Annotated in this window: 23 protein-coding genes; 1 reads left to right on the top strand and 22 read right to left on the bottom strand. The window is 46.1% G+C overall.

Annotation, left to right across the window (positions count from 1 at the left end):
* Positions 1-34: 34 nt before the first annotated feature.
* Positions 35-1,351 carry an outer membrane protein transport protein gene (locus R7040_RS12785; protein ID WP_047104363.1) on the top strand — a complete coding sequence of 439 codons (1,317 nt, stop codon included), beginning with the start codon at positions 35-37 and terminating at the stop codon, positions 1,349-1,351.
* Positions 1,352-1,425: 74 nt separating this feature from the next.
* Here R7040_RS12785 and R7040_RS12780 read toward each other — a convergent pair whose 3' ends face one another.
* The 22 genes from R7040_RS12780 to flhA form a co-directional block, all read right to left on the bottom strand.
* Positions 1,426-2,199: a VacJ family lipoprotein gene (locus tag R7040_RS12780; RefSeq protein WP_005380523.1), complete on the bottom strand. Its 774-nt coding sequence runs from the start codon at positions 2,197-2,199 to the stop codon at positions 1,426-1,428.
* Between the two features lie 216 nt (positions 2,200-2,415).
* A complete protein-coding gene (ccmI, locus tag R7040_RS12775) occupies positions 2,416-3,630 on the bottom strand; it encodes a c-type cytochrome biogenesis protein CcmI (protein ID WP_064354223.1) in 1,215 nt (404 codons plus the stop codon).
* Positions 3,630-4,115 (bottom strand): cytochrome c-type biogenesis protein, encoded by a 486-nt coding sequence (locus R7040_RS12770; protein ID WP_005380519.1) that lies wholly within the window; start codon positions 4,113-4,115, stop codon positions 3,630-3,632. Before R7040_RS12770 ends, ccmI begins: the two co-directional genes overlap by 1 nt.
* Positions 4,112-4,666: a DsbE family thiol:disulfide interchange protein gene (locus R7040_RS12765; protein ID WP_005380518.1), complete on the bottom strand. Its 555-nt coding sequence runs from the start codon at positions 4,664-4,666 to the stop codon at positions 4,112-4,114. The genes R7040_RS12770 and R7040_RS12765 overlap by 4 nt, the downstream gene beginning before the upstream one ends.
* 1 nt (position 4,667) lies before the next feature.
* Positions 4,668-6,644, bottom strand: coding sequence for a heme lyase CcmF/NrfE family subunit (locus R7040_RS12760; protein ID WP_064354224.1), 1,977 nt, complete (start codon positions 6,642-6,644; stop codon positions 4,668-4,670).
* The gene (gene ccmE, locus R7040_RS12755; protein WP_005380516.1) at positions 6,641-7,126 is read right to left on the bottom strand and encodes a cytochrome c maturation protein CcmE; all 486 of its coding nucleotides are present in this window, start codon (positions 7,124-7,126) and stop codon (positions 6,641-6,643) included. Before ccmE ends, R7040_RS12760 begins: the two co-directional genes overlap by 4 nt.
* Positions 7,123-7,329, bottom strand: a complete 207-nt coding sequence (gene ccmD, locus R7040_RS12750) for a heme exporter protein CcmD (protein ID WP_005380515.1) — start codon at positions 7,327-7,329, stop codon at positions 7,123-7,125. The genes ccmE and ccmD overlap by 4 nt, the downstream gene beginning before the upstream one ends.
* Before the next feature lie 11 nt (positions 7,330-7,340).
* Positions 7,341-8,084, bottom strand: a complete 744-nt coding sequence (locus R7040_RS12745; protein ID WP_005380513.1) for a heme ABC transporter permease — start codon at positions 8,082-8,084, stop codon at positions 7,341-7,343.
* Positions 8,085-8,193: 109 nt separating this feature from the next.
* Positions 8,194-8,862 carry a heme exporter protein CcmB gene (gene ccmB / locus R7040_RS12740; RefSeq protein WP_005380512.1) on the bottom strand — a complete coding sequence of 223 codons (669 nt, stop codon included), beginning with the start codon at positions 8,860-8,862 and terminating at the stop codon, positions 8,194-8,196.
* A 1-nt stretch (position 8,863) separates the two neighbouring features.
* Positions 8,864-9,481, bottom strand: a complete 618-nt coding sequence (gene ccmA, locus R7040_RS12735; RefSeq protein WP_151515036.1) for a cytochrome c biogenesis heme-transporting ATPase CcmA — start codon at positions 9,479-9,481, stop codon at positions 8,864-8,866.
* Positions 9,482-9,771: 290 nt separating this feature from the next.
* The gene (locus tag R7040_RS12730) at positions 9,772-10,266 is read right to left on the bottom strand and encodes a DUF2802 domain-containing protein (RefSeq protein ID WP_213868031.1); all 495 of its coding nucleotides are present in this window, start codon (positions 10,264-10,266) and stop codon (positions 9,772-9,774) included.
* Between the two features lie 13 nt (positions 10,267-10,279).
* Positions 10,280-10,774 (bottom strand): chemotaxis protein CheW, encoded by a 495-nt coding sequence (locus R7040_RS12725; RefSeq protein WP_005380507.1) that lies wholly within the window; start codon positions 10,772-10,774, stop codon positions 10,280-10,282.
* 35 nt (positions 10,775-10,809) lie between these two features.
* Positions 10,810-11,880, bottom strand: a complete 1,071-nt coding sequence (locus tag R7040_RS12720; protein WP_318096879.1) for a chemotaxis protein CheW — start codon at positions 11,878-11,880, stop codon at positions 10,810-10,812.
* Positions 11,870-12,649, bottom strand: coding sequence for a ParA family protein (locus R7040_RS12715; RefSeq protein ID WP_005380505.1), 780 nt, complete (start codon positions 12,647-12,649; stop codon positions 11,870-11,872). The genes R7040_RS12720 and R7040_RS12715 overlap by 11 nt, the downstream gene beginning before the upstream one ends.
* A gap of 8 nt (positions 12,650-12,657) precedes the next feature.
* Positions 12,658-13,770: a chemotaxis response regulator protein-glutamate methylesterase gene (locus R7040_RS12710; RefSeq protein WP_318081599.1), complete on the bottom strand. Its 1,113-nt coding sequence runs from the start codon at positions 13,768-13,770 to the stop codon at positions 12,658-12,660.
* Between the two features lie 29 nt (positions 13,771-13,799).
* On the bottom strand, positions 13,800-16,034 hold the full coding sequence (locus tag R7040_RS12705; RefSeq protein ID WP_318081600.1) for a chemotaxis protein CheA: 2,235 nt from the start codon (positions 16,032-16,034) through the stop codon (positions 13,800-13,802).
* A 9-nt stretch (positions 16,035-16,043) separates the two neighbouring features.
* Positions 16,044-16,784, bottom strand: a complete 741-nt coding sequence (locus R7040_RS12700; protein ID WP_005380502.1) for a protein phosphatase CheZ — start codon at positions 16,782-16,784, stop codon at positions 16,044-16,046.
* 116 nt (positions 16,785-16,900) lie between these two features.
* Entirely contained in the window at positions 16,901-17,269 is a 369-nt protein-coding gene (gene cheY / locus R7040_RS12695) for a chemotaxis response regulator CheY (RefSeq protein WP_017635949.1), read from the bottom strand.
* 45 nt (positions 17,270-17,314) lie between these two features.
* Positions 17,315-18,049, bottom strand: coding sequence for an RNA polymerase sigma factor FliA (locus R7040_RS12690; RefSeq protein WP_005380499.1), 735 nt, complete (start codon positions 18,047-18,049; stop codon positions 17,315-17,317).
* On the bottom strand, positions 18,042-18,929 hold the full coding sequence (locus R7040_RS12685; RefSeq protein WP_005380498.1) for a MinD/ParA family protein: 888 nt from the start codon (positions 18,927-18,929) through the stop codon (positions 18,042-18,044). Before R7040_RS12685 ends, R7040_RS12690 begins: the two co-directional genes overlap by 8 nt.
* A gap of 14 nt (positions 18,930-18,943) precedes the next feature.
* Positions 18,944-20,461: a flagellar biosynthesis protein FlhF gene (gene flhF / locus R7040_RS12680; protein ID WP_085569739.1), complete on the bottom strand. Its 1,518-nt coding sequence runs from the start codon at positions 20,459-20,461 to the stop codon at positions 18,944-18,946.
* 28 nt (positions 20,462-20,489) lie between these two features.
* Positions 20,490-22,589: a flagellar biosynthesis protein FlhA gene (gene flhA, locus R7040_RS12675; protein ID WP_025998722.1), complete on the bottom strand. Its 2,100-nt coding sequence runs from the start codon at positions 22,587-22,589 to the stop codon at positions 20,490-20,492.
* Positions 22,590-22,661: the final 72 nt, after the last annotated feature.

Genomic DNA, 22,661 nt, shown 5'->3' with positions numbered 1-22,661 from the left:
GTCCCACGTTATAAACAAATCAGCGAACATTCGAATGAAAACCAACAAGACTCTTCTATCAACAGCAGTGGCATTAAGCCTACTTGGCACAACGGGCATGGCTAACGCAGCAGGTTTCCAACTTGCTGAATATTCTGCGACAGGCCTAGGTCGAGCATATGCTGGTGAAGCTGCAATGGCTGACAACGCAAGTGCACAATGGCGTAACCCAGCAATGCTAACTTATTTGGAAGGCACTCAAGTGTCCGTTGGTGCAATCTATGTGAACCCAAATATTGATATTGAAGGTGATGTAAACTTCCACGGTAGCACTTCTTCTGCATCTTCAGATGACTTCGCACATGATGCAATCATTCCAAACTTCTACCTATCACACCAATATAATGAGAAATTCGCGATTGGTTTGGCATTTGGCACCAACTACGGCATGGAAACCGATTTAGGTAAAGGCTTTGGTGCCTCGCACTTCGGTAATGAAGCAAGCGTAACGACAATGGAAGCGAACTTAAACGCAGCTTACAAAGTCAATGAATCGATCAGCGTTGGTGGTGGTATCCGTTACATCATCGGCGAAGGCAGCTTTGGCGCAGCAGCTCCTAAGAATAACGTTGTAGGGTTAAACCCTGAAACTAATCAACCAATCAGTGTTCCTCAAGGTACCGCTCTAAAATACATGGAAGGTGACGATACCGCTTGGGGCTGGCAAGTTGGTACAGCATGGCAGATCAATGAAAATAACCGTATCGGATTCGCGTACAAATCTGAAGTTGAACTGAAGCTTGAAGGCCATGCTGAAGGTCTTGGTTTTGGCTTCGGTACTTCTGAACGCGACAACGGCTACATGTATCTAAACCTGCCTGCAACAGCTGAGTTGGCAAGCTTCCACCAAGTAACAGACCAACTTGCATTACACGCAAGCGTTAACTGGACGGATTGGAGCTCTTTCGAGAAATTGGAAGCACGTCTAGATACTGCTGGCACGCATATGGTTAAAGTAGAAAACTGGGAAGACAACTATCGCTTTGCTGTTGGTGCCACTTACCAGCTTGATCCTAAGCTAGCGCTACGCACTGGTATTGCATACGATACTTCAGCGGTAAGCGACAAAAACCGTACGATCACTATTCCAGAAACTGACCGCACTTGGCTAAGTATTGGCGCAACGTACGATTGGACGAAAGACTTCAGCCTAGACGCTGGCTTCACCTATATTTTTGCGAAAGACGCACCAATCGTTGAGTCTCGTGGTTACAAGTCAGACGACACTGCAGAACAAGTCGGTGGCCAATTTGTAGGCGAAACTACGGGTAATGTTTGGCTAATCGGTGTTCAAGCAAACTACCGTTTCTAACCAAGCTGCAAAATACAAAAAAGGCTTAGCATCAGCTAAGCCTTTTTTCATTTCTCTATTGTGAAGAACAACGCTTAAAAGTCTTCTAGATATTCATCTAAATACTCTTCTTCTTCGATGTTAACTTCTTCTACCGTTTCAACTTCTGCTTTAAAGTTTTGACGCTGGATATAAACATCGCGAGTTAGAATATATGGATCCGGCGACGAGTCTAGCTGCGCTTCTTGCGGTACTAATAAAGCACGCTTCTCCATTCCTTCAAACGCCCACTTTCCCAAACTCGCCCAGAAGTTGAGATAAGAGAGGGGTAAATACGTACTATCTACGGTATCTGTCACTTCACGTAAGGTATACGGACCATAACCTGGAACCATGAAGTAAGGACCATTTCCAACACCATAGTGGCCTACTGCATCACTGAACGCTTTCTCGTCGTACTTCGTAATACCCGCGGCACTTGCAATATCGAATAAACCGAAAATACCGAACGTCGAGTTAATCCAAAAACGGTTAAAGTGGTCCACGGCTTTCGTACCATTACCCATGATTAAGTTATTAACCATGCTTGCTGGCTCATCTAAGTTCGATAAGAAGTTAGCGATACCAGAACGAATAGGAACTGGCGTGTATTCTACATACGCAAGTGATACAGGACGAACCAAATACGGATCTAAATATTCGTAGTTGAGTTCCCACATGGTTCGGTTAAAGCCTTCCAACGGGTCATACACATCAGAAGTCGTTTGATTTGTTTCTTGTCCTGTTACTGCTTCATCAGGCGCACTTGAACAGCCAACCAGTCCAACGGCTAACAGCAACAAGAAGGTAGATTTACCCTTGTTATACATTTTATTTTCCATAACGACTATTAATGTACCTAAGTCACCCCGATTAACCATTGTACGTATGTTGAGCAGGATACATAGTAAAGATGACTCAGATATGGGAATAAATAAAGGCCAGCAATCGCTGGCCTTCGGTATTCTACTCGATCGTTTAGAGTCATACCACTAAAGGCAACTGACTCTACCTCGTTGTCATGTTTCAGAGACAGATGTTAACAATTAATACTGCTGATCAATGGTCACTTCTACTGGTGCGCCAAATTCAACGACGTCACTTTCTCCGTGCCAATCTTGATCACGCGTTGCTACGTTACCGTCGGAATCTACACGCACACGGACGATTAGCTTATCGAGTGAAGATAACTTTTGCCCTTGCATCATGGCATTGCCATCATCTAATACGACTGTGCGAGGGAAAGTACCTAGCGGATAACGAGCAGCAGCCACAGGCATTGGAGAGCCATCTGAACGATGTACTGACACAATCAGAACTGCGTTTGGATCCAACTGAGCATTTGGTGCCACATTAATTGTCACAGCTACACTCTTATCCGGTAAAACCGCTTCGCCCATTTGCTTACGAGCACTCTCAATACTGCGTGACAACATCTCGTAGCGACTATCTTCTGGACCAATCATTTGCTGCATGATTCCCCAGTACTTGATGGCTGCCGGGAAGTCTTGACGCTCAAACGCATCGAACGCTAACAAAGAAAACACACGCAGATCGACATAGTCTTGCTGCATCAGCTTGCCGAGTAATGAGCGAGCCGTCGCTTGATCCATTTCCTCTTGAGACAGCATCAGAGCTTGTGCATAACCCAACATCACATCAGGATCTTTTGGCTCTAGGCGGTACGATTTTTCCATCGCATCGATAGCTGTGGTGACATCACGATTTGCTAACGCAATACGACCTAGCAGTAACCAACCTGTCGAGTCTTCCGGCTGGTAATGTAAGCGAGTTCGAAGGGCAAGGGTCAAATCCGCCATTTCATCGTCACTCAGCGGCTCAGAAGAAGCCGACATCAGCTTTTTCGATAACTCAGGTAGATTTGCAGACACTTCTTGCCATTGAACAATATCGTCTGACGCGCCAAATTTATAATACAAACCATAGCTCAGCACCACCGTCAGAATTACCGATGGAACTAAAACCGCGATTGGAGAAACCTTAGTTTCTTTTTGCGCTTTATCACCAGGGATATCGTCAAGCAGTGATTGCTTTAGATCAGAAATCAGTTCGTCTTCACTTTCAACTAGACCTTCGTCAGTTTCTTCTGCAAGCTCAGATAGTCGGTCTTTATAAAATGCCTTGTTAAGCTCATCGCGTAACACATCATCATTGTTCGCTTTTTGTTTAAGCAGCGGCAAAGCCACCAGCGCACAAGCAATAAGCGTGAGAACAACGGTGGAAATCCAAAATAGTGTCATTACTTCTTATCTCCGTTGTTCTCTTCTTCAAGCAATGCTTTTAAACGAGCTTCTTTTTGCTCATCCCATTGCTCGTCACTGCTCGCTTTTGCCTTAACTTTAGATTTACGGCTACGCAGCACAATCAAACCAAAACCACCCAGTACTACAGCGAGTGGCCCTAGCCACAAAATCGCAGTCGCGACCGTAAATGGTGGGTTGTAAGTCACGAAGTTACCGTAACGGGCGATCATGTAATCAACAATCTCATCTTTGGACTTACCTTCTTTGGTCATTTCGTACACCTTATGGCGTAAGTCCTGAGCAAGTTCAGCGTTAGAATCCGAGATCGTGTTGTTCTGACATTTAGGGCAACGGAGCGTATGGCTTAACTCTTTGAACTGCTGTTCTTGTTCCAAATTATCAAACTCGTACACTTCAATGGCCGCATGAGCAGCAAGAGATAATGTCATCGCAGCAAAAACGGCAAGAATTAGCTTTCTCATTGCTTCGCCTCCTCAACCAATTTGTTGTAAAGCGGCTCCAGTGTTTCTGACCAATTACGTGGGTTTACATCCCCTACATGGCGATAGCGAATCACACCATTTGCATCAATAATGAATGTTTCTGGAGCACCATAAACGCCAAGGTCAAGGCCAAGCATACCACTGCCATCAAATAGGCTGATCAAGTACGGGTTGCCGAGATCATTCAGCCAACCTATTGCTTTATTACGATCATCTTTGTAATTCATACCGATGATCTTAACGCCCTTACCCGCCAATTCGTTTAGGTATTTATGCTCTGCATAACACGTTGGGCACCACGTTGCCCAAACGTTCAAGAGCAACGGTTCACCTTTAAAAATTGATTGGTCGTACTGTTTTCCAGGCTCAGCCAGGTCTTCTAAATGAAACTCAGGAACTGGCTTGCCAACCAAAACCGACTCCAATTTAGTTGGATCATCGCCCTCTTGGTTACGCATTAATTGGGTTGCGAAAATGCCCGCTAGAATCATGAAAGCGACAAGCGGAATAAATAAGATTTTCTTATTCATGTTATGCCTCCTGCTCTTTTGACTTCGCATTTTTCTTCGGCGATTTACGGAAGCGGTAGCGTTTATCAGAAATCGCTAGTGCGCCGCCTAATGCCATAATCAAAGAGCCAGCCCAAATCCAACGAACGAACGGTTTATAGTAAATACGAACAGCCCAAGATCGGTTGTCGTCTAAACGTTCACCCATTGCAATGTATAAGTCGCGGCTAATACCACGGTCAATGGCTGCTTCAGTCATCATAGACTTAGCCGTACGGTAGAAGCGCTTCTCTGCGTGAAGCGTATTCACGTATTTGCCATTGTGTGTGATCTCAAAGTCTGCGATGTAGCCATCGTAGTTTGGACCATCTTTATCACGCAAGCCTGAGAAGTAGAAATCATAGCCTTGAATTTGGAAGTGTTCGCCAGGTGCTAAACGTACATCACGCTCGATGCTGTAGTTCTGTACCATCGCAATACCGATAACAGATACCGCCAGACCAACATGACCCAACATCATTGCCCAGTGGCTACGTTGCAGCTTGCGAACACCTTCACTAAAGCTATGACGGTGCGTTGCGCGCTCGTACAGTTCAAAGCCATGCATCGCAATAATCCAAATCGCCATCACCCAACCAATGTAAGCCATGGTTGAGAAGAAATCGGCAAACAGGTACACGCATAGCGCGGCCAAGGCGAAAGCAAGCACACCTGAAACGAGCATTGGCTTCACAAGTTTAGATAAATTGTCTCGCTTCCAACGAATAAGAGGGCCAATACCAAGCAGGAAAGCAAATGGCATCATTAACCACGCAAATAGCATATCAAAGAATGGCGCACCGATAGAGACCGACCCCAAACCAAGCTGCTTGTGTACGAGCGGCAACAGTGTCCCCACTAACACCACAACAAGAGCGGCGATAAGTAATACGTTGTTGGCTAAGAGCGCATTTTCACGTGAGACTAAGTCGAAGTTACCTCGTACACGCACTGCTGCCCCTTTTACGGCAAACAGCAATAAAGAGCCACCGATAACGAAAACGAGGAAGCCTAGAATAAACATACCGCGCGACGGGTCAGACGCGAACGCGTGCACCGATACTAAAATACCGGAACGGACTAAGAAGGTGCCCAACAAACTCAACGAAAATGCAGAGATTGCCAATAGTACCGTCCACGCTTTAAATGTGCCGCGTTTTTCTGTCACGGCAAGAGAGTGCATTAATGCGGTACCCGCTAACCAAGGCATGAATGATGCGTTTTCTACTGGGTCCCAGAACCACCAGCCACCCCAGCCAAGTTCGTAGTAAGCCCACCAAGAACCTAGTGCGATACCAAGTGTTAAAAATACCCATGCAGCGGTTGTCCAAGGACGAGACCAACGAGCCCAAGCCGTGTCAAGGCGTCCAGTCATTAGGGATGCGATCGCAAAAGAGAACGCAACCGAGAAACCAACATAGCCCATGTAAAGCATTGGCGGGTGAACAATTAAACCAGGGTCTTGAAGCAGAGGGTTCAAGTCACGTCCGTCAACCGGGAAGAACGGTAACGTACGTAGGAATGGATTTGACGTTAGGATGATAAACAGTAGGAAACCCACTGAGATCATGCCCATAACAGCAAGTACACGTGCAACCGACTCTTGCGGCATACCACGACTAAACGTCGCTACAGCGACAGTCCAAGCAGCTTGGATTAACACCCATAGCAACAGTGAACCTTCGTGTGCACCCCATACTGCGGTTAAACGGTAGTACCAAGGAAGCTGACTATTCGAGTTGCTCGCTACATACTGTAACGTGAAGTCGTTAGTATAAAATCCCCAACATAAAATGGCGAAAGAGAACAACAGCATCAGGAACATAGACCAAGATAGCGGTCGCGCTGTGTTCATGAGCATGGTGTTATTATTCGATGCTCCCCACAATGGCAATACGCTCAACAGCACAGCCATTGCAAGCGAAAGAATGAGAGCAAAGTGACCGATTTCAGCAATCATTGGCCGCTTCCTTGTTTCTGTTCGGTGCTGTATTGAAGCGGTTCATGCGTTTTCTTCATCGCTTCTGCAATTTCTGGTGGCATGTATTCTTCATCGTGCTTCGCTAGGACCTCAAATGCCTCAACTGTCGTGGCATCTTTCAGTACACCTTGAGCAACAATACCCTGCCCTTCACGGAACAAGTCAGGAAGAATACCGTCATAGGTAATCGTCACTTTCGGACCGACATCGTGCAGGTCAAAACTCACTTTCAAAGAATTAGGATCTCGACGAACTGAGCCCACAACCACCATTCCACCGATACGCAGACGCTGGCCTACTTCTGGCTTGGTGCCATCTGGCTTACCATTAACCAATTCCGTTGGAGTGTAGAAAAGGTCCATATTTTGGTTAAGCGCATAAAGTATCAAACCAATGGTGGCACTAATACCGATAAAGATCGCTAGTACAATACCTAGCCTCTTTTTACGTCTCGGGTTCATAAGGTGTTCTCCATGTTCTTCGCTGCGTCGATACGAGCTTGACGGTCAATTTTTGCTTTCACTTCTTTCAATAATGCATCACCGCGGCGAAGGCTAGTGATCAGAAGAATCAGCATGGATAAGAAAGTAATACCAAACGCACTCCATACGTATGATGCGTAGCCACCCATGGCAAAAAAGTCGCTCAGAGATTCAAAATGCATAATCAGTTACCTCACTGAGTTTGTTCTGTTGCGAGTTTGCGCACCCAGGGGCGGTGACTTTCTTTACTGATGATTTCGTTACGAAAACGGACCATCGTCACGGCACCAAAGAAGAACGCAAAGCCAAAGATGTTCAGCAATAACGGCCAAAGCATGTCGGATGAAATAGAAGGTTGCTCAAATTTCGTGATCGTCGCACCTTGATGAAGCGTGTTCCACCATTCCACGGAAAAGTGAATGATAGGTAGGTTTACTACGCCTACGATCGCTAAGATACCAGCGGCTTTTGCAGCGGTTTTTTGATCGTCAAACGCATGGTAGAGCGCAATCACACCAAGGTAGAGAAATAGCAGAATCAATTCAGATGTAAGACGGGCATCCCATACCCACCAAGTGCCCCACATAGGCTTGCCCCAAACAGCACCTGTAAGTAGAGCAATAAAAGTAAATACTGCACCAATCGGAGCCATCGCAAGTGCCGCCATATCAGATAGGCGAACTTGCCATACTAGGCCAATAAATGCAGCGATCGCCATCGACATATAAACGCCCATAGACCAAATAGCTGATGGGACATGAATGTAGATGATTCGGAAACTGTCACCTTGTTGGTAATCTGAAGGCGCAAATGCAAGCCCCCAAACCGTACCAACCGATAAGCATACGAGGGCCAATACAGAAAACCAAGGCAGAAACTTACCACTCAAACGATAAGCTGCTTCTGGCTTGGCATAAGGATGTAGCCATTTCCACATGTTTTGTTCTCACTCTTACTTCAGGGACACTGTCTAAAGGGTTGAGACCGTAGCAGTGCTTTAATAATAATTCTTTGATCAAGCGCCGCTTCATTGGCACTTTATTGAGTTAGTTAACACTAACTCGTAATGCGGCACTGATGGCAAAAGGCGTTAATGTCATCGCCCCCATTAGCATCGCACCTAAAATCGCTAGTTGACCGTTATACGCCATACCGAGTGCGGCAGCATCAATTGCCGATGTTGCGAAAATCAAAATTGGGATGTAGAGCGGAAGAATAAGCAAACTCAAAAGAACGCCACCCTTTTGCAACCCAACAGTCAACGCCACACCAATGGCGCCAATAAAACTTAGTGTTGGTGTACCGATCATCAAGGTTAGTACAACCGATAGCCAAGTATTGAAGTCGAGCGAAAGTAAAACCGCCAATAATGGGCTAATTAAAATCAGAGGTAACCCTGTTAACAACCAATGTGCTATGACCTTTGAAACCACTACAAGTTGCAATGGAATCGGCATTAGCATCATTTGTTCTAGTGCACCGTCTTGAAAATCATCACGAAATAGACGCTCTAATGATAATAAGGCGGACAGCAATGCGGCAACCCAAACGATGCCCGCTGCAATACGTGCTAACAAATTAGGTTCTGGTCCAATACTCAGAGGAAAGAGAGTAATGACAATAATAAAGAACCACAGCGGGTTCAGAATGTCTGCCTGACGGCGAAATGCGATTAGGAGCTCACGACGAATGATGGTGGTCATCGATGAAATCATATCAGTCACCCAGCTTTATTTTTCTAAGTTTCGGGCTGTCCGCAAACATATCTTGATGCGTCGTCAAGACAACAATACCGCCATTATCAGCATGACTTGCGAACAAAGATTCAAGCACCTTGACGCCTTGCTTATCAATGGCAGTCAACGGCTCATCTAAAATCCATAAAATTTGCTTACTGAGCCATAACCTTGCCAATGCGACTCGTCGTTGCTGACCTGCGGAAAGTTGTGCTACAAGCACATCTTCTCGACCAGCTAATCCTACTTGAGTCAAAGCGATGAAGATTTCTTCGTCTGAAGAGCGATTATTTTGAATAGATTGATAAAAACGTAAGTTTTCTAAAGCGGTAAGCTCTCGTTTCACTCCTGTTTGATGTCCTAAGAAAAGCAGATCTTGATGGAAAACATCACGAGATTTTTCAACCTCTTCGCCTTTCCATTTAATGACACCTTCTTCTCTATCACCTAACCCTGTCACAATCCGTAGCAATGTAGTTTTACCAGTACCATTACGCCCTTCGATCTGGACCAATTCACCAGGCTTAATTTCAAACTGCAGGTTTTCAAACAGAACCCTTTCATCACGGATTGCTGTCAGGTTAGACACTTCTAACATAGAGCTTCAACTAAAAAATGAACGAGCCGCTATATTAGCACAGCTTAGTTATGACAAAACAGGATAAGAGGGCTAGGTTACATGTAAGTTCATGTATTTTTGTTAATTAATCATCACACTTTAATAAAATTAACTATAAGTAGTTATAAGCGCTCATTTTGAATTTGAGAGGCCAGAGCTAAGAGCAAGATCGACTGAAGGTTATCTAGGGTTGTATTTAAGAAGAGCATTAGCGGCTAAAAACAAAAAAAGAGGCGTAATAATGCCTCTTTTTTATCGCTTGATAACCTTTAGCGTCGACGACGTCCACGCGTTGGATATTCTGCGTCATCTGATGGCTGACCACTTAATGGTGGAATCTTCTCTTTCCCCGCCAGCTTCTTCTGCAGTGAAAGCATCAACTCAGCTTCGGCTTTTGGTAGTTCGCACTCTTCAATCAGCTCGTTGATATCAGCGCCAAGCTGTACCATTTTAGAAGCGCGACTGTACAAGCGACCATCAGTATCAGCGTGTTCGAGTTCGCGAATTCTCTCGTTTAAGTGCTGAATAATGTCTTGTTGCTCCGTCACTTTTTGTCCAAGACCAACGACAACCGAGCGCACTTCGAGTAACTGCTTACTCAACTTTTGCACTTCTTTATCTGCGTGTCGAGATTGAGATCGTTGTTGGTCTAACTGCTTTTGTAACCCCGAGCGAATCCGCAGTTGCAAAACAACCAATACTAACACGATAAAAGCGACGCCACCCGCAAGGAATGGAGCAGATAAAAGAGTCTCTTCAGCCATCATCATTCAGCCATTAAAGATGAGCCATCTCGTCCCACTCGTCATCTGTTAGCAGCTTGTTCAAATCCACAAGGATAAGAAGCTTGCCGTCACGGTTGCTCACACCCTGGATGAACTTCGCACTCTCGTCGGTACCAACTGAAGGCGTCGTATCAATTTCAGAAGAACGCAGATAAACAACTTCTGCCACGCTATCTACTAAGATACCAATCACTTGACGCTCAGACTCGATCACAATAATACGAGTGTTGTCAGTGACTTCGCCTTCCATCAGGCCAAAACGTGAACGTGTATCGATAACAGTAACTACATTACCGCGTAGGTTGATGATACCAAGTACATAATCTGGTGCACCTGGAACAGGGGCAATTTCAGTATAACGAAGTACTTCACGAACTTGCATTACGTTGATGCCGTACGTTTCTTCTTCTAGCTGGAACGTCACCCACTGAAGAACTTCGTCATTCGATGCATCTTTCTTCACTTCTACTTCAAAAGCTTGAGACATAGTTAATCCTCGTTAATGTCGTTCCCGACTTAAATCTAATTCAGTGATTTGACATCTAAACCGGCGTTTAGCATGTCAATGAGCGCCTGGACATGAATTAAGGCACACATTTTTTCTTTTACCATGCCCGCTAGCCAAGGGCGTTTACCCGCCTGCTCACGCCAGCGAACCTTGTCGATATTAAGCGTTTCAGTCCCCATTAATTGGTTACTGGCCAACCCCCACATGCTCTCACCAAGCATGACGACATATTGGTAGTTATCTTTATAGCTATCATCACGAAGCTTATCTGCCATCACCCATTTCGCGGTATCGACGACATCAAACTGCTGCTCGCGATTTGTTTGTAGCCCCAAATACCAGGCGGGTTTTCCTATCAAATGGTTAAACTCGCTAATGCGATGAATACCACCTAACTCATCAAGAGGTACAGCAAACGTGACACCATTCACATCAAAGTAAAGAACTTGGAAGTCCTCACTTCGCTTCGTGCTTTCCCAGACCGTTGGTATATCGGAATCTGCTTGTGTTTCGAGTTCAGTATCGACGTTCGATTCTATATTGATACTTTGTTCGATCACTGCGTGAGGTTCATCCACCTCTGGTTGCGCTTCCTCAAAAACTGGCTCATCAGTCACCCAGTCCTGTATTTCCTCAACAACCTGAAGCTCAGGCACCTCACTAAAGGTTTGTACCTCAGGCTCAGCCGCTTTTATCTCTGCTGCAATATCAATCGTATTTTGTTCAAGAATACTATCAATATCCAACTCAGCCACTGGGTTGCTTGCTTCAAGCTGACTTAATAGCCTTTGAACATCTTCCAGGTTTGGAGCTTCCAACTCTGGCGGATATGTTTCTTGAAACTGGTACGTTTCTGGCTCCGAGTATTGTAGCTGTAATTCTGGCTCTGGCTCTGGCTCTGGCTCTGGCTCTGGCTCTGGCTCTGGCTCTGGCTCTGGCTCTGGCTCTGGCTCTGCAGATGATACCTCTTGAGCCAACAGGTCAAGGTCTTCCTCAAGAGTCGTTATTTCAGTTTCATCATCCAGTAATGCATTAAAGTAGTCATCAAGTGCTTGTTCACTGGACAGCACATCATTACTGCTCATCGAACGCCAACCTCTCCAGATAAATCAGTAGCTGTTTATAGGCAAACACACCACGACTACCAGAAGCAAAATGCGACGCTGGCAAGTGCTTTAAACTGGCATCGCGGAACTTGGTATCAATAGGCACCGCTGAGGTCCACACTTGATTTGGGTAATCTTTTTTCAGTTGCATCAATGTCTGCAATGACGCTTTCGTGCGCTTATCGTACATGGTTGGGACGATAGTCACTTTGAAACCGCCCGGGCGAGATTTTTGCATAATGGTTAGCGTACGCATCATGCGCTCTAGACCTTTCATCGCCAAAAACTCTGTTTGAACAGGAATCAAAATTCGGTCACTGGCTGCCAACGCGTTCACCATCATCACGCCAAGGATTGGCGGACAATCAATCAACACATAGTCATAGTCTTGTGAGACAGTTTGCAGCGCCCGTTTTAAGATTAATCCCATACCACTGCGATTACCCATTACGCGATCAAGCGTGGCAAGGGACATATGCGCGGGAATGATATCCATTCCTTCCAGCTCTGTTTCTAAAATCAACGGCTTAACCGTCTCACGAGAAAACGTCTTCAACTGGAATAAATCAAATAGGCTCGAAGTTACTGCATCAGGATCATAACCGAGATAAGTAGTCAGTGAGGCGTGAGGATCAGTATCAACCATCAATACTCGATGGCCTTTCTGGCTCAATAAGCCCGCCAATGTCACTGTTGAGGTGGTTTTACCCACGCCTCCTTTCTGGTTAGCTACACTCCAAACAATCATGATGAATCCTAAGCTAGGCCAACTTCCACCAACATGCGTTCAGCAATGCGGTCAAGCGGTAAATCTTCTGAAGAAATGCCTGCTTTAGCAACCGCTTGGGGCATGCCATAAACAACACAACTTTCTTCATCTTGTGCCCAAATTGTTGAGCCTGAAGACTTCAACATGCGAGCGCCCTCACGACCGTCTGCACCCATGCCTGTCAACACTAAAGAGAGCACTTTGTCGCCATATACTTTTGCGGCAGAACCAAAAGTCACATCCACACATGGTTTGTAGTTCATGCGGTCGCCGCCATCAATAATGCGAAGACGAGCAGCGCCCGCTCGTCCATCCACCATCATTTGTTTCCCACCTGGTGCAAGGTATGCCACACCGGGCTGTAACACATCGCCATCTTGTGCTTCTTTCACTTGAATCTTACACAAGGTGTTCAAACGGCTGGCAAACGCAGAAGTAAACGTTGCTGGCATGTGTTGAATCAATACAATCGGATGCGGATAGTTCATCGGCAAACGCGTCAGAATTTTTTGTAGAGCAACGGGGCCACCTGTTGATGTGCCAATTGCCGTCAGTTGATACTTCTTACCAGAAGCACGGTACTTTGTCGCAGCAGGTCGAGTTGGTGTTGGAGTCACAGGTGAAGCCGTTCTTGAACCTAATGATCGAGTAGTCGTGCTGGTACTCGCTGTTGGGCGAGCGATAGGTCGACGCATGAAAGCGCGCTTCGAGGCAATCTGAATCACACGCTGTTGAAGTAATGACACCGCTTCTTCACGGTTACGCGCAATGTCCTCAAACTTTTTCGGTAAGAAGTCCAATGCGCCTGCATCTAGCGCATCAAGCGTAGCTTTCGCCCCGTCGTGGGTCAGGGACGAAAACATTAGAATTGGCGTTGGAGCAGCGGCCATAATTTCACGTACAGCTGTAATGCCATCCATCACTGGCATTTCAATATCCATCGTGATGACGTCAGGTTTGAGAGATTTGGCTTTCTCAACCGCCTCTCTACCATTTACCGCAACGTCAATCACTTCTAGGCGCGATTCTGAGTTGATGATTTCGCTCACGCGACGTCGGAAAAAACTCGAATCATCAACGACTAGTACTTTAATCGCCATCTTATTCCTTTTAATAACGTCAGCTTTGCTTAAAGGCGTGAAGCCGCAGCATATCGCTTAAGTAAATCAGGCACATCTAGAATTAATGCAATATGGCCATCGCTAGTAATTGTCGCACCAGCCATACCTGGAGTGCCCTGTAATAGATTATCGAGTGGCTTAATAACCACTTCTTCTTGACCAATAAGCGTATCCACAACAAAACCAACGCGCTGGTTACCAATCTGTACAATCACCACGTGACCGTGACCAGTACGCTCTTGGACGTTTTGCGATTTGGATGCCAACCAGTTTTGTAAGTAAAATAGTGGGATAGATTTCTCACGCACAATGATCGTCAGCTGACCATCTACCACGTTTGTACGGCTAAGATCTAAGTGGAAAATTTCACTCACCGAAGCCAGTGGTAGAGCAAACGGATGACCGCCAACACCAACCATCAGTGTCGGTAAAATCGCTAACGTTAGTGGTACTTTGATCGTAATCTTAGTGCCCTTGCCTAGCTCAGAATCGATATCGATTGAACCGTTTAAGGTATTGATCGCCGTCTTAACCACGTCCATACCCACGCCACGACCAGAGATGTCAGAAATTTTATCTTTACTTGAGAAGCCAGGTGCGAAGATAAGGTTGAAGCACTCTTTATCTGTTAAACGTGCCGCCGCATCTTCATCCATCATGCCACGCTTCACCGCGATGCCACGCAGTTTGTTCGGGTCCATACCGCCACCATCATCTACGATGGATAGTTCAATATGGTCCCCTTCTTGCGATGCTGACAAAATCACTTTACCTGTGCGTGATTTGCCGGCCTTCGCGCGTGCGTCTGGCATTTCAATACCGTGATCAACCGAGTTACGCACCAAGTGAATCAACGGATCGGCCAATGCTTCTACAAGGTTTTTATCGAGATCGGTTTCTTCACCGCGCATTTCTAGCACGATGTCTTTATTTAGGTTACGAGCCAAGTCACGGACAACGCGTGGGAAACGGCCAAACACTTTCTTAATTGGCTGCATACGCGTTTTCATTACCGCGCCTTGTAGATCCGCAGTTACCACATCAAGGTTAGCGACCGCTTTGGACATCTCTTCGTTGTCGCTATTCAAACCAAGGCTTAATAGGCGGTTTCGAACCAATACGAGCTCACCCACCATGTTCATGATGGTATCAAGCGTCGAGGTATCAACACGAACGGTTGCTTCAGCCTGAGGTTTTTTAACCGCTGGTGCTTTGGCTTCTTCTTTTACCGCGACTGGTTTAGATTCTGGCTTTGGTGCTGGCGCTGCTTGAACCGGTGCTGGCTTAGCAACAGGCTCAGGTTTCGCAGGGCTTTGCTCTACGTTTGCTGAAGCTGGCTTCGTTGCCATATCCAATTCTTCTAGCGTTGGACCTTTACCTGAACCATGTAGCTCATCTAGTAACTTTTCGAACTCTTCGTCCGTCATTAAGTCACTGTCTTGATTTGATGAAGATGACACTGGAGCGGAAGGCTCTGCCGCTTTAGGTGGCTCTACTGGTACAGATGCAGCAGCCTCTGCCGTAGAAGGGCTTTTTCCTACACCGTGCAGTTCATCGAGTAAACGTTCAAACTCATCATCAGTGATATCACCACTTTCAACTGATGGTGCACTCGATTGAGGCGGTTCAGATGGCGTTGTAGATGTCGCAGACATTGAGGTGCCTGGCGCTGAACCTTTACCATGAAGCTCATCAAGTAGCTTTTCGAATTCGTCTTGGGTAATTTCATCAACAGAGCCGACACTTGATGGTGCTGACGGCGCAGCAGGTTCTTCGATGATAGGCTCGGGAATAATAGGCTCTGGAGTAGCCACTGGTTCTTCAACTACGGTTGCCGCTACTTCATCTTCTGACTCAGGTTTGCATAGACGATGAAGTTCTTCAAGAAGCTCAGGGTCCGCAGCTTCTAACGGCTCACGATCTTGAACAGCCTGGAACTGGGTATTAACCGTATCCAAGGCTTTTAGCATCGTATCCATTAAGTTTTGCGTTACCGTGCGTTGACCGTTTCGTAAAACGTCGAACACGTTCTCCGCACCATGACAAGTATCGACTAGCTCTGCCAATGAAAGGAAGCCGGCACCGCCTTTTACGGTATGAAACCCGCGGAAAATAGCATTAAGTAAGTCTTTGTCTTCTGGGTTATTTTCCAATTCAACCAACTGCTCAGAAAGCAGCTCGAGAATTTCCCCAGCCTCAATGAGAAAGTCCTGAAGAATATCTTCGTCTAAATCGTAGCTCATACGTTACCTTTAAAATCCAAGACTGGACAACAAGTCATCGACTTCGTCCTGCGATGAAACCGCATCTTCTCTCAGTTCTGGATGAAGAATCGGGCCTTCGGCTTCGCTTGTTTGTGTATTCTTTTTATCTGCCGGTTCTGACAAAACTTGAATGTGTTCTTCGAGTTTATTTCCAGAGAATACGGTTAGGATTTCCACTAAGCGGCCTTCTACTTCATTAACCAACGTAATTACGCGGCGAATGATTTGGCCAGTTAGGTCTTGGAAGTCTTGCGCCATGAGAATTTCGGTCAACTGGCCGCGCAATTCAGTGCTGTCACCTTCGACTTGCACTAATAGCCCGTCGATTCGGTGGCACAGTGCTTTAAATTCGCTTAATTCTATGCGCCCGTGCATGAGTTCATTCCATTGAGGACGAACTTTTAGAAGGCAATCATGCAGGTTGTCAGCGATAGGAAGGCAGCAGTCGACCGCATCCATTGTTTTGTTGGCTGCAAGCTCTGTCTTCTCGATCACATAATTGAGACGATCCCTAGCGTTAGGGATTTCGTCTTTCGCAATTTCGGTCATGCGCTGATCGAGACTGAACTGCTTGAGTGATTCGTGAAGGTCTCGAGTTAACGCTCCAATTTCTTGCAGCATTGGGTTATCGGCACCTTCGTAGATCGAGGCAACAAGCATATTGGCTTGGTCTTGTTCCCCGTTTTCTAGCATTTGAACGAGTGACTTCGCCTGCTCTAGTGAGATCATTCTGAATAGACCCTTTTACGTTTAGTTCTTCTTATCACTTTGAAAACGCTAAACGAGTCATTTAATAGGTATTTAATAATTGGTATGAATGACTCGAATAACAAAGAGAAAGAGAGTTATAAACGCTCGAAAATTTTATCTAATTTTTCTTTTAATGTTGCAGCAGTAAATGGCTTAACAATGTAGCCGTTTACACCTGCTTGAGCAGCTTCAATGATCTGCTCACGCTTCGCTTCAGCCGTGATCATTAGAACTGGCAGATGCTTAAGTTCTGCATCCGCGCGGATGTGTTTAAGCAAATCGATGCCTTGCATACCTGGCATGTTCCAGTCAGTTACAACAAAATCGAAGTCACCTTTTTTCAGCATTGGTAATGCGGTTAAACCATCGTCCGCTTCTTGAGTGTTATTGAAACCCAAGTCACGAAGCAGGTTTTTAACAATACGGCGCATTGTTGAGAAATCATCAACAATAAGGATCTTCATGTTTTTATTCAAAATTGCCTCCACTGAATCGTAAAATCAGTGTTTTTAGTCATTTTGTGTCCACGCACTGAGCTTGGTACGTAAACGTTGCATCGCTTGACTCAGTATTTGACTTACGCGAGATTCGCTTACGCCTAACACATCGCCAATTTCTTTCAAATTGAGTTCTTCATCATAATAAAGCGAAAGAACCAAAGCTTCACGCTCTGGAAGCTGTTTTATTGATTCAACCAGTGCTTTTCGAAATGATTCATCAACTACCCCTTTGAATGGGTTGCTGTCATCGGTTTCATCCGCTGGTGAAATCACATCATCAGAAACGCCTAAATCTTCAATACCGACTAATTTTGAGCAGTTGATATCGGTAAGAGCACTATGATATTGATCCAGTGTCATACCGAGATGCGTGGCTACTTCAGAATCAGTAGGATCTCGATTTAATTCGCCTTCCAGCTCCGCAATCGCTTGGTTAATCTCTCGATTATTTTTATGAACAGAACGCGGTACCCAATCGCCTTTACGCATGTCATCTAACATTGCGCCACGAATACGGATACCTGCATAAGTTTCAAAGCTCGCACCTTTAGAACCATCATAATTCTGCTGAGCTTCGATAAGACCGATCATGCCGGCCTGAATTAAATCCTCTACCTGAACACTCGGCGGTAAACGGCCTAGTAGGTGGTGAGCAATGCGCTTAACCAACACTGAATAACGTTCAATGAACGCCTGCTGGCTATTAAATTTGCCATGTTGGTCATAGGTTATCGCTTTATTCACCAAAAGGGTCCTCTGCGAATTCGGTACGATTTAGCAACCTTTCCACAAAAAATTCCAAGTGTCCACTTGGTGTTTTCGGTAGTGGCCACGTCAACGCTTTGTTTGCTAGTGAGCTGATAGCTAAAGCGGCAGGCGAGCGTGGGAACGCATCAACGACAATTTTTTGTCTTTTTACAGCCTGTCGTACTTTATCATCTAATGGAATACATGCTACGAGTTCAAGGCTAACATTCAAGAATCGCTCTGTGACTAGTGTCAACTTTGCAAACAATTCTCGCCCTTCACGGTAGCTTCTGACCATATTTGCTACAACTTTAAAGCGTTGAACTTGGTGTTCTTTACTCAACAGCTTGATTAATGCATAGGCATCTGTGATTGACGTCGGTTCATCACACACAACTACAACCACATCTTGAGCTGCTCGCGAAAAACTGATTACCATGTCAGAGATACCAGCAGCGGTATCAATCAGCAGGACATCCATTTCGTCTTCAAGACTACCAAATGCTCGGATGAGTCCGGCATGCTGAGCGTGAGAAAGCTCTGTCATGCTCTGTGTGCCAGAAGTTGCAGGAATTATCTTTATACCATAAGGCCCTTCGACAATCGCATCTTTTAGCTCACATTCACCCGCTAAGACATGTCCTAGATTACGTTTTGCACGAATTCCGAGCATCACGTCCACATTGGCCAGACCTAAATCAGCGTCGAGAACCATCACCTTCTTGCCTTGGCGAGCCATACAAATCGCCAGACCCAGTGTTACGTTTGATTTCCCCACACCACCTTTGCCGCCAGTAACAGCAATCACTTTGGTCAACGATGGTTGTGTTAAGCGACGGAGGCCGCTTGCTTGATCGTGTATCATATTCTCAGTCATAGTAGTCCGCCGCCTTAGAGTCCTTCACTGTCACTGTTCCAAAAGTGAGGTTCGTTCTCTGTCGACTTCTCTAACAGTTCATTTGCTTTCGCAAGCATATATTTTGGTTGCGCTATCACAATGTCTTCTGGTACGCGCTGACCATTAGCGATGTAAGCTACTGGCATTGCGTTTTGAATCACTACACTGATGAATTCGCCTAGGCTTAATGACTCATCAAGCTTCGTCATAATACAACCCGAAAGTGGTATACGTCGGAAGTGATCCAGCGTTTCTTGTAGAACACGACGTTGTGCGGTAGCCGGCAAAACAAGGTAGCTGTGGATCACTTCTCCGCTCTCTTGCATTAGAGTGTCGAGCTGCTCGGAAAGCCTCACATCTCGTTGCCCCATCCCTGCCGTATCGACCAAAATCAGTCTTCTGTTTCTTAGCTGATATATAACATCGGCTAACTCGTTAGAATCTTTAGCAACTCTTACGGGACAACCCATGATTCTTCCGTAAATTGAGAGTTGCTCATGTGCACCTATGCGATATGTATCTGTTGTCACAAGGGCCACATTGTCGGCACCGTATTCCATGGCTGCGCGTGCTGCGAGTTTCGCTACGGTTGTTGTTTTCCCAACCCCCGTCGGACCCAACAATGCGACTACGCCACCACGTTTTAAAATGTCCTGTTTAGGAATATTGATTTGATCCGCCACCAGCGACAATAACGCTTTCCACGCTCGCGCTGGCTTTGTATCTTCCGGGATATAACAGGCCATCTGGTCTGCTAACTCCGGAGAAACGCCCATTCGCTCTAAGCGCTTAATCAGCATAGCTCTTAGCGGCTCACGGCGTTCTACTTCTTGCCACATCAGGCCAGAAACTTGGTGCTCCAACAGACGACGAATTGACGTCATCTCTTCGCGCATGCTTTCTAGCTCATCGGCCGATTCGTCACGCTCATCACTTGGGCGACGTCGGTCATAGCGCGTCGGGTCCAGCTTGGGCGTCGGACGTTCAAATCGATTGTCCTGTGCGATTAGCTTCGCCAAAGGTGAATCTGGTTGATATGGCGCTGGCTTTTCTTGGTTGTAGCCGTCGCGATGCTTATTTTGGCGTTGCAGCAAAGCAGAGAGCGAATCTTCATTTTCTGCTACGTGATCGTCAGCATCTGCTGCACCACCGCTATATTGCTTAAGCATATTAGCGAATCGCTGCGTCATTGAGCCTGTTTTTTCATTGTTACTGTTATTACTGTTCAGGCTAATTTTATCTTCATCTAAATGACGATCTTGGTAACGATCAGCAGAAGACGATGACATTTGACGATGTTCGTTATAGCGATTCGATTGAGAAGCACCGCGATTTTGCTGTGACGCTGCGCTTGCTTGAGACGGATTAGATTCACTATCTATCGCCGCAACAATCGCTACTCCACCAGCCACTTTCTTGTTTGACATGATCACCGCTTCCGCGCCTAAGTCCTCTTTCACTTGGAGCAGCGCCGTTCTCATGTCTTTGGCAAAAAATCGCTTTATTTTCAAACTATGAATCCATTAATGATGCGTGAGATCAGTTACCCACGGCTTGCACAATTCTGATCTGTTTTTCATCCGGGATTTCTTGGTAAGACAGTACCCGGAGATTAGGTATTGTGTTCTTCACAAATTTCGCCAACGTCGAGCGTAATACACCGGAAGTAAGCAGAACGGCAGGTTCGCCTTTCAGTTCTTGTTCCTGTGTCGCTTGGCTTAGTGAAGACTGCAATCGCTCAGCGAGTCCCGGTTCAATCCCCGCGGATTCGCCTCCTGATGCTTGCATAGTTTGATGCAATATTTGTTCCAGTTCGGGTATCAAGGTGATCACTGGTAACTCAGGCTCTATACCATTGATTTCTTGAACAATTAGACGTTTAAGACTAATTCGAACTGCTGCCGTCAATATGTCAGCTTCTTGACTCTTACTTGAGTACTCAGCCAAAGTTTGAACAATCGTGCGAATATCGCGGATTGGAATGGCCTCGTTTAACAAGTTTTGTAGGACTTTCACCACCACACCTAATGGTAATTGGTCAGGAACAAAGTTCTCGACCAACTTAGGCGCGCTGCGTCCCAACATTTCTAATAAATTCTCTACTTCTTCATGGCCAATTAGCTGTGATGCGTTGTTGGTCAATAGCTGGCTTAGGTGCGTCGCTAATACCGTTGATGAATCAACAACCGTATAACCCAGAGCCTGCGCGTGCTCACGCTGATCTTCTCGGATCCATACGGCTTCCAGTCCAAAAGCAGGGTCAATGGTTGGTTCACCATCAATCATGCCATACACCTGACCTGGGTTAATCGCTAGCTCTTGATCCGGACGAATCTCTGCTTCGCCCACCGCAACCCCCATCAATGTAATTCGGTAACTGTTTGGGGTCAGCTCAAGATTGTCACGAATATGAACCGCTGGAATTAGGAACCCAAAATCTTGCGATAACTTTTTACGCACGCCTTTTACGCGCTCTAGCAGTTCCCCACCTTGGTCTCTGTCCACCAAAGGGATTAAGCGATAACCGACTTCCAAGCCAATAATATCGACTGGCTGGACGTCATCCCAAGACAGTTCGCGCTGTGAGGAAGGTTCTGTACCTTCGTCTGCTGTTGCTGGTAAAGCGGGCTCTTTCGCTTTCTGCTTCTGCCGTTTGTCGATGAAATATGCCGCTGCACCGGCCGCGACTGCCAGGCTCAAAAACGCAAAGTGTGGCATGCCCGGTACGATGCCCATCACACCAAGAATAGCCGCAGTAATCATCAGCGCTTTTGGGTTGTCGAACATCTGGAAGACCAGTTGTTCCCCCATGTCTTCATCGGTGTTTTGGCGCGTCACCATCATTGCCGCTGCAATCGACAGCAATAGCGATGGGATTTGTGCGACCAAACCATCACCGATTGTCAGTAAGGTATAGATTTCAATCGCTTCACCGAAACCCAATCCATACTGCGCCATACCGATCGACAGACCGCCGACGATGTTGATAAACAGAATCAAAATACCGGCAATCGCGTCACCTTTTACGAACTTCGAGGCACCATCCATCGAGCCATAGAAATCCGCTTCTTTGGTCACTTCAAAACGACGAACTCTTGCCTGCTCTTGGTCTATCAATCCGGCATTCAAGTCGGCATCAATCGCCATTTGCTTACCCGGCAACGCATCAAGCGTAAAGCGAGCACTTACCTCAGAGATACGACCCGCACCTTTGGTCACCACCATAAAGTTGATGATCATTAAGATGAGGAAAACCACTAGGCCGACCGCGTAGTTACCACCAATAACGACGTTACCGAACGCCTCAATTACGTTACCTGCCGCATTACCGCCTTCATGACCATGCAGTAAGACGACACGAGTCGAGGCAACGTTCAAAGCCAAGCGGAGCAACGTGGCGATCAGCAATACCGTTGGAAAAGCAGCGAAGTCCAAAGGGCGACGTGTGTAAACGGTCACTAACAACACCACCATCGACAGCGCGATGTTAAAGGTGAAGAACATATCCAGCAAAAATGCTGGAATCGGCAGTACCACCATCGCTAGGGTGGCCAAAACCATCACCGGAGCACCAATAGCTGGCATTTCACGTTGAGGGATTCGTGGCAATTTATCTGCAAACGGCAGGCTTAACTTCATACTGCGAGAGATCTCAATCGATTGAAGCGTCACGTAAGCTCTTACTATTAATACGCGACCGCTTTAGCCTAA

The sequence above is a fragment of the Vibrio sp. 1069 genome (assembly GCF_033340555.1).
Note: the sequence above shows the minus strand (reverse complement) of the source record. Positions and strands in the feature narration are given on the sequence as shown.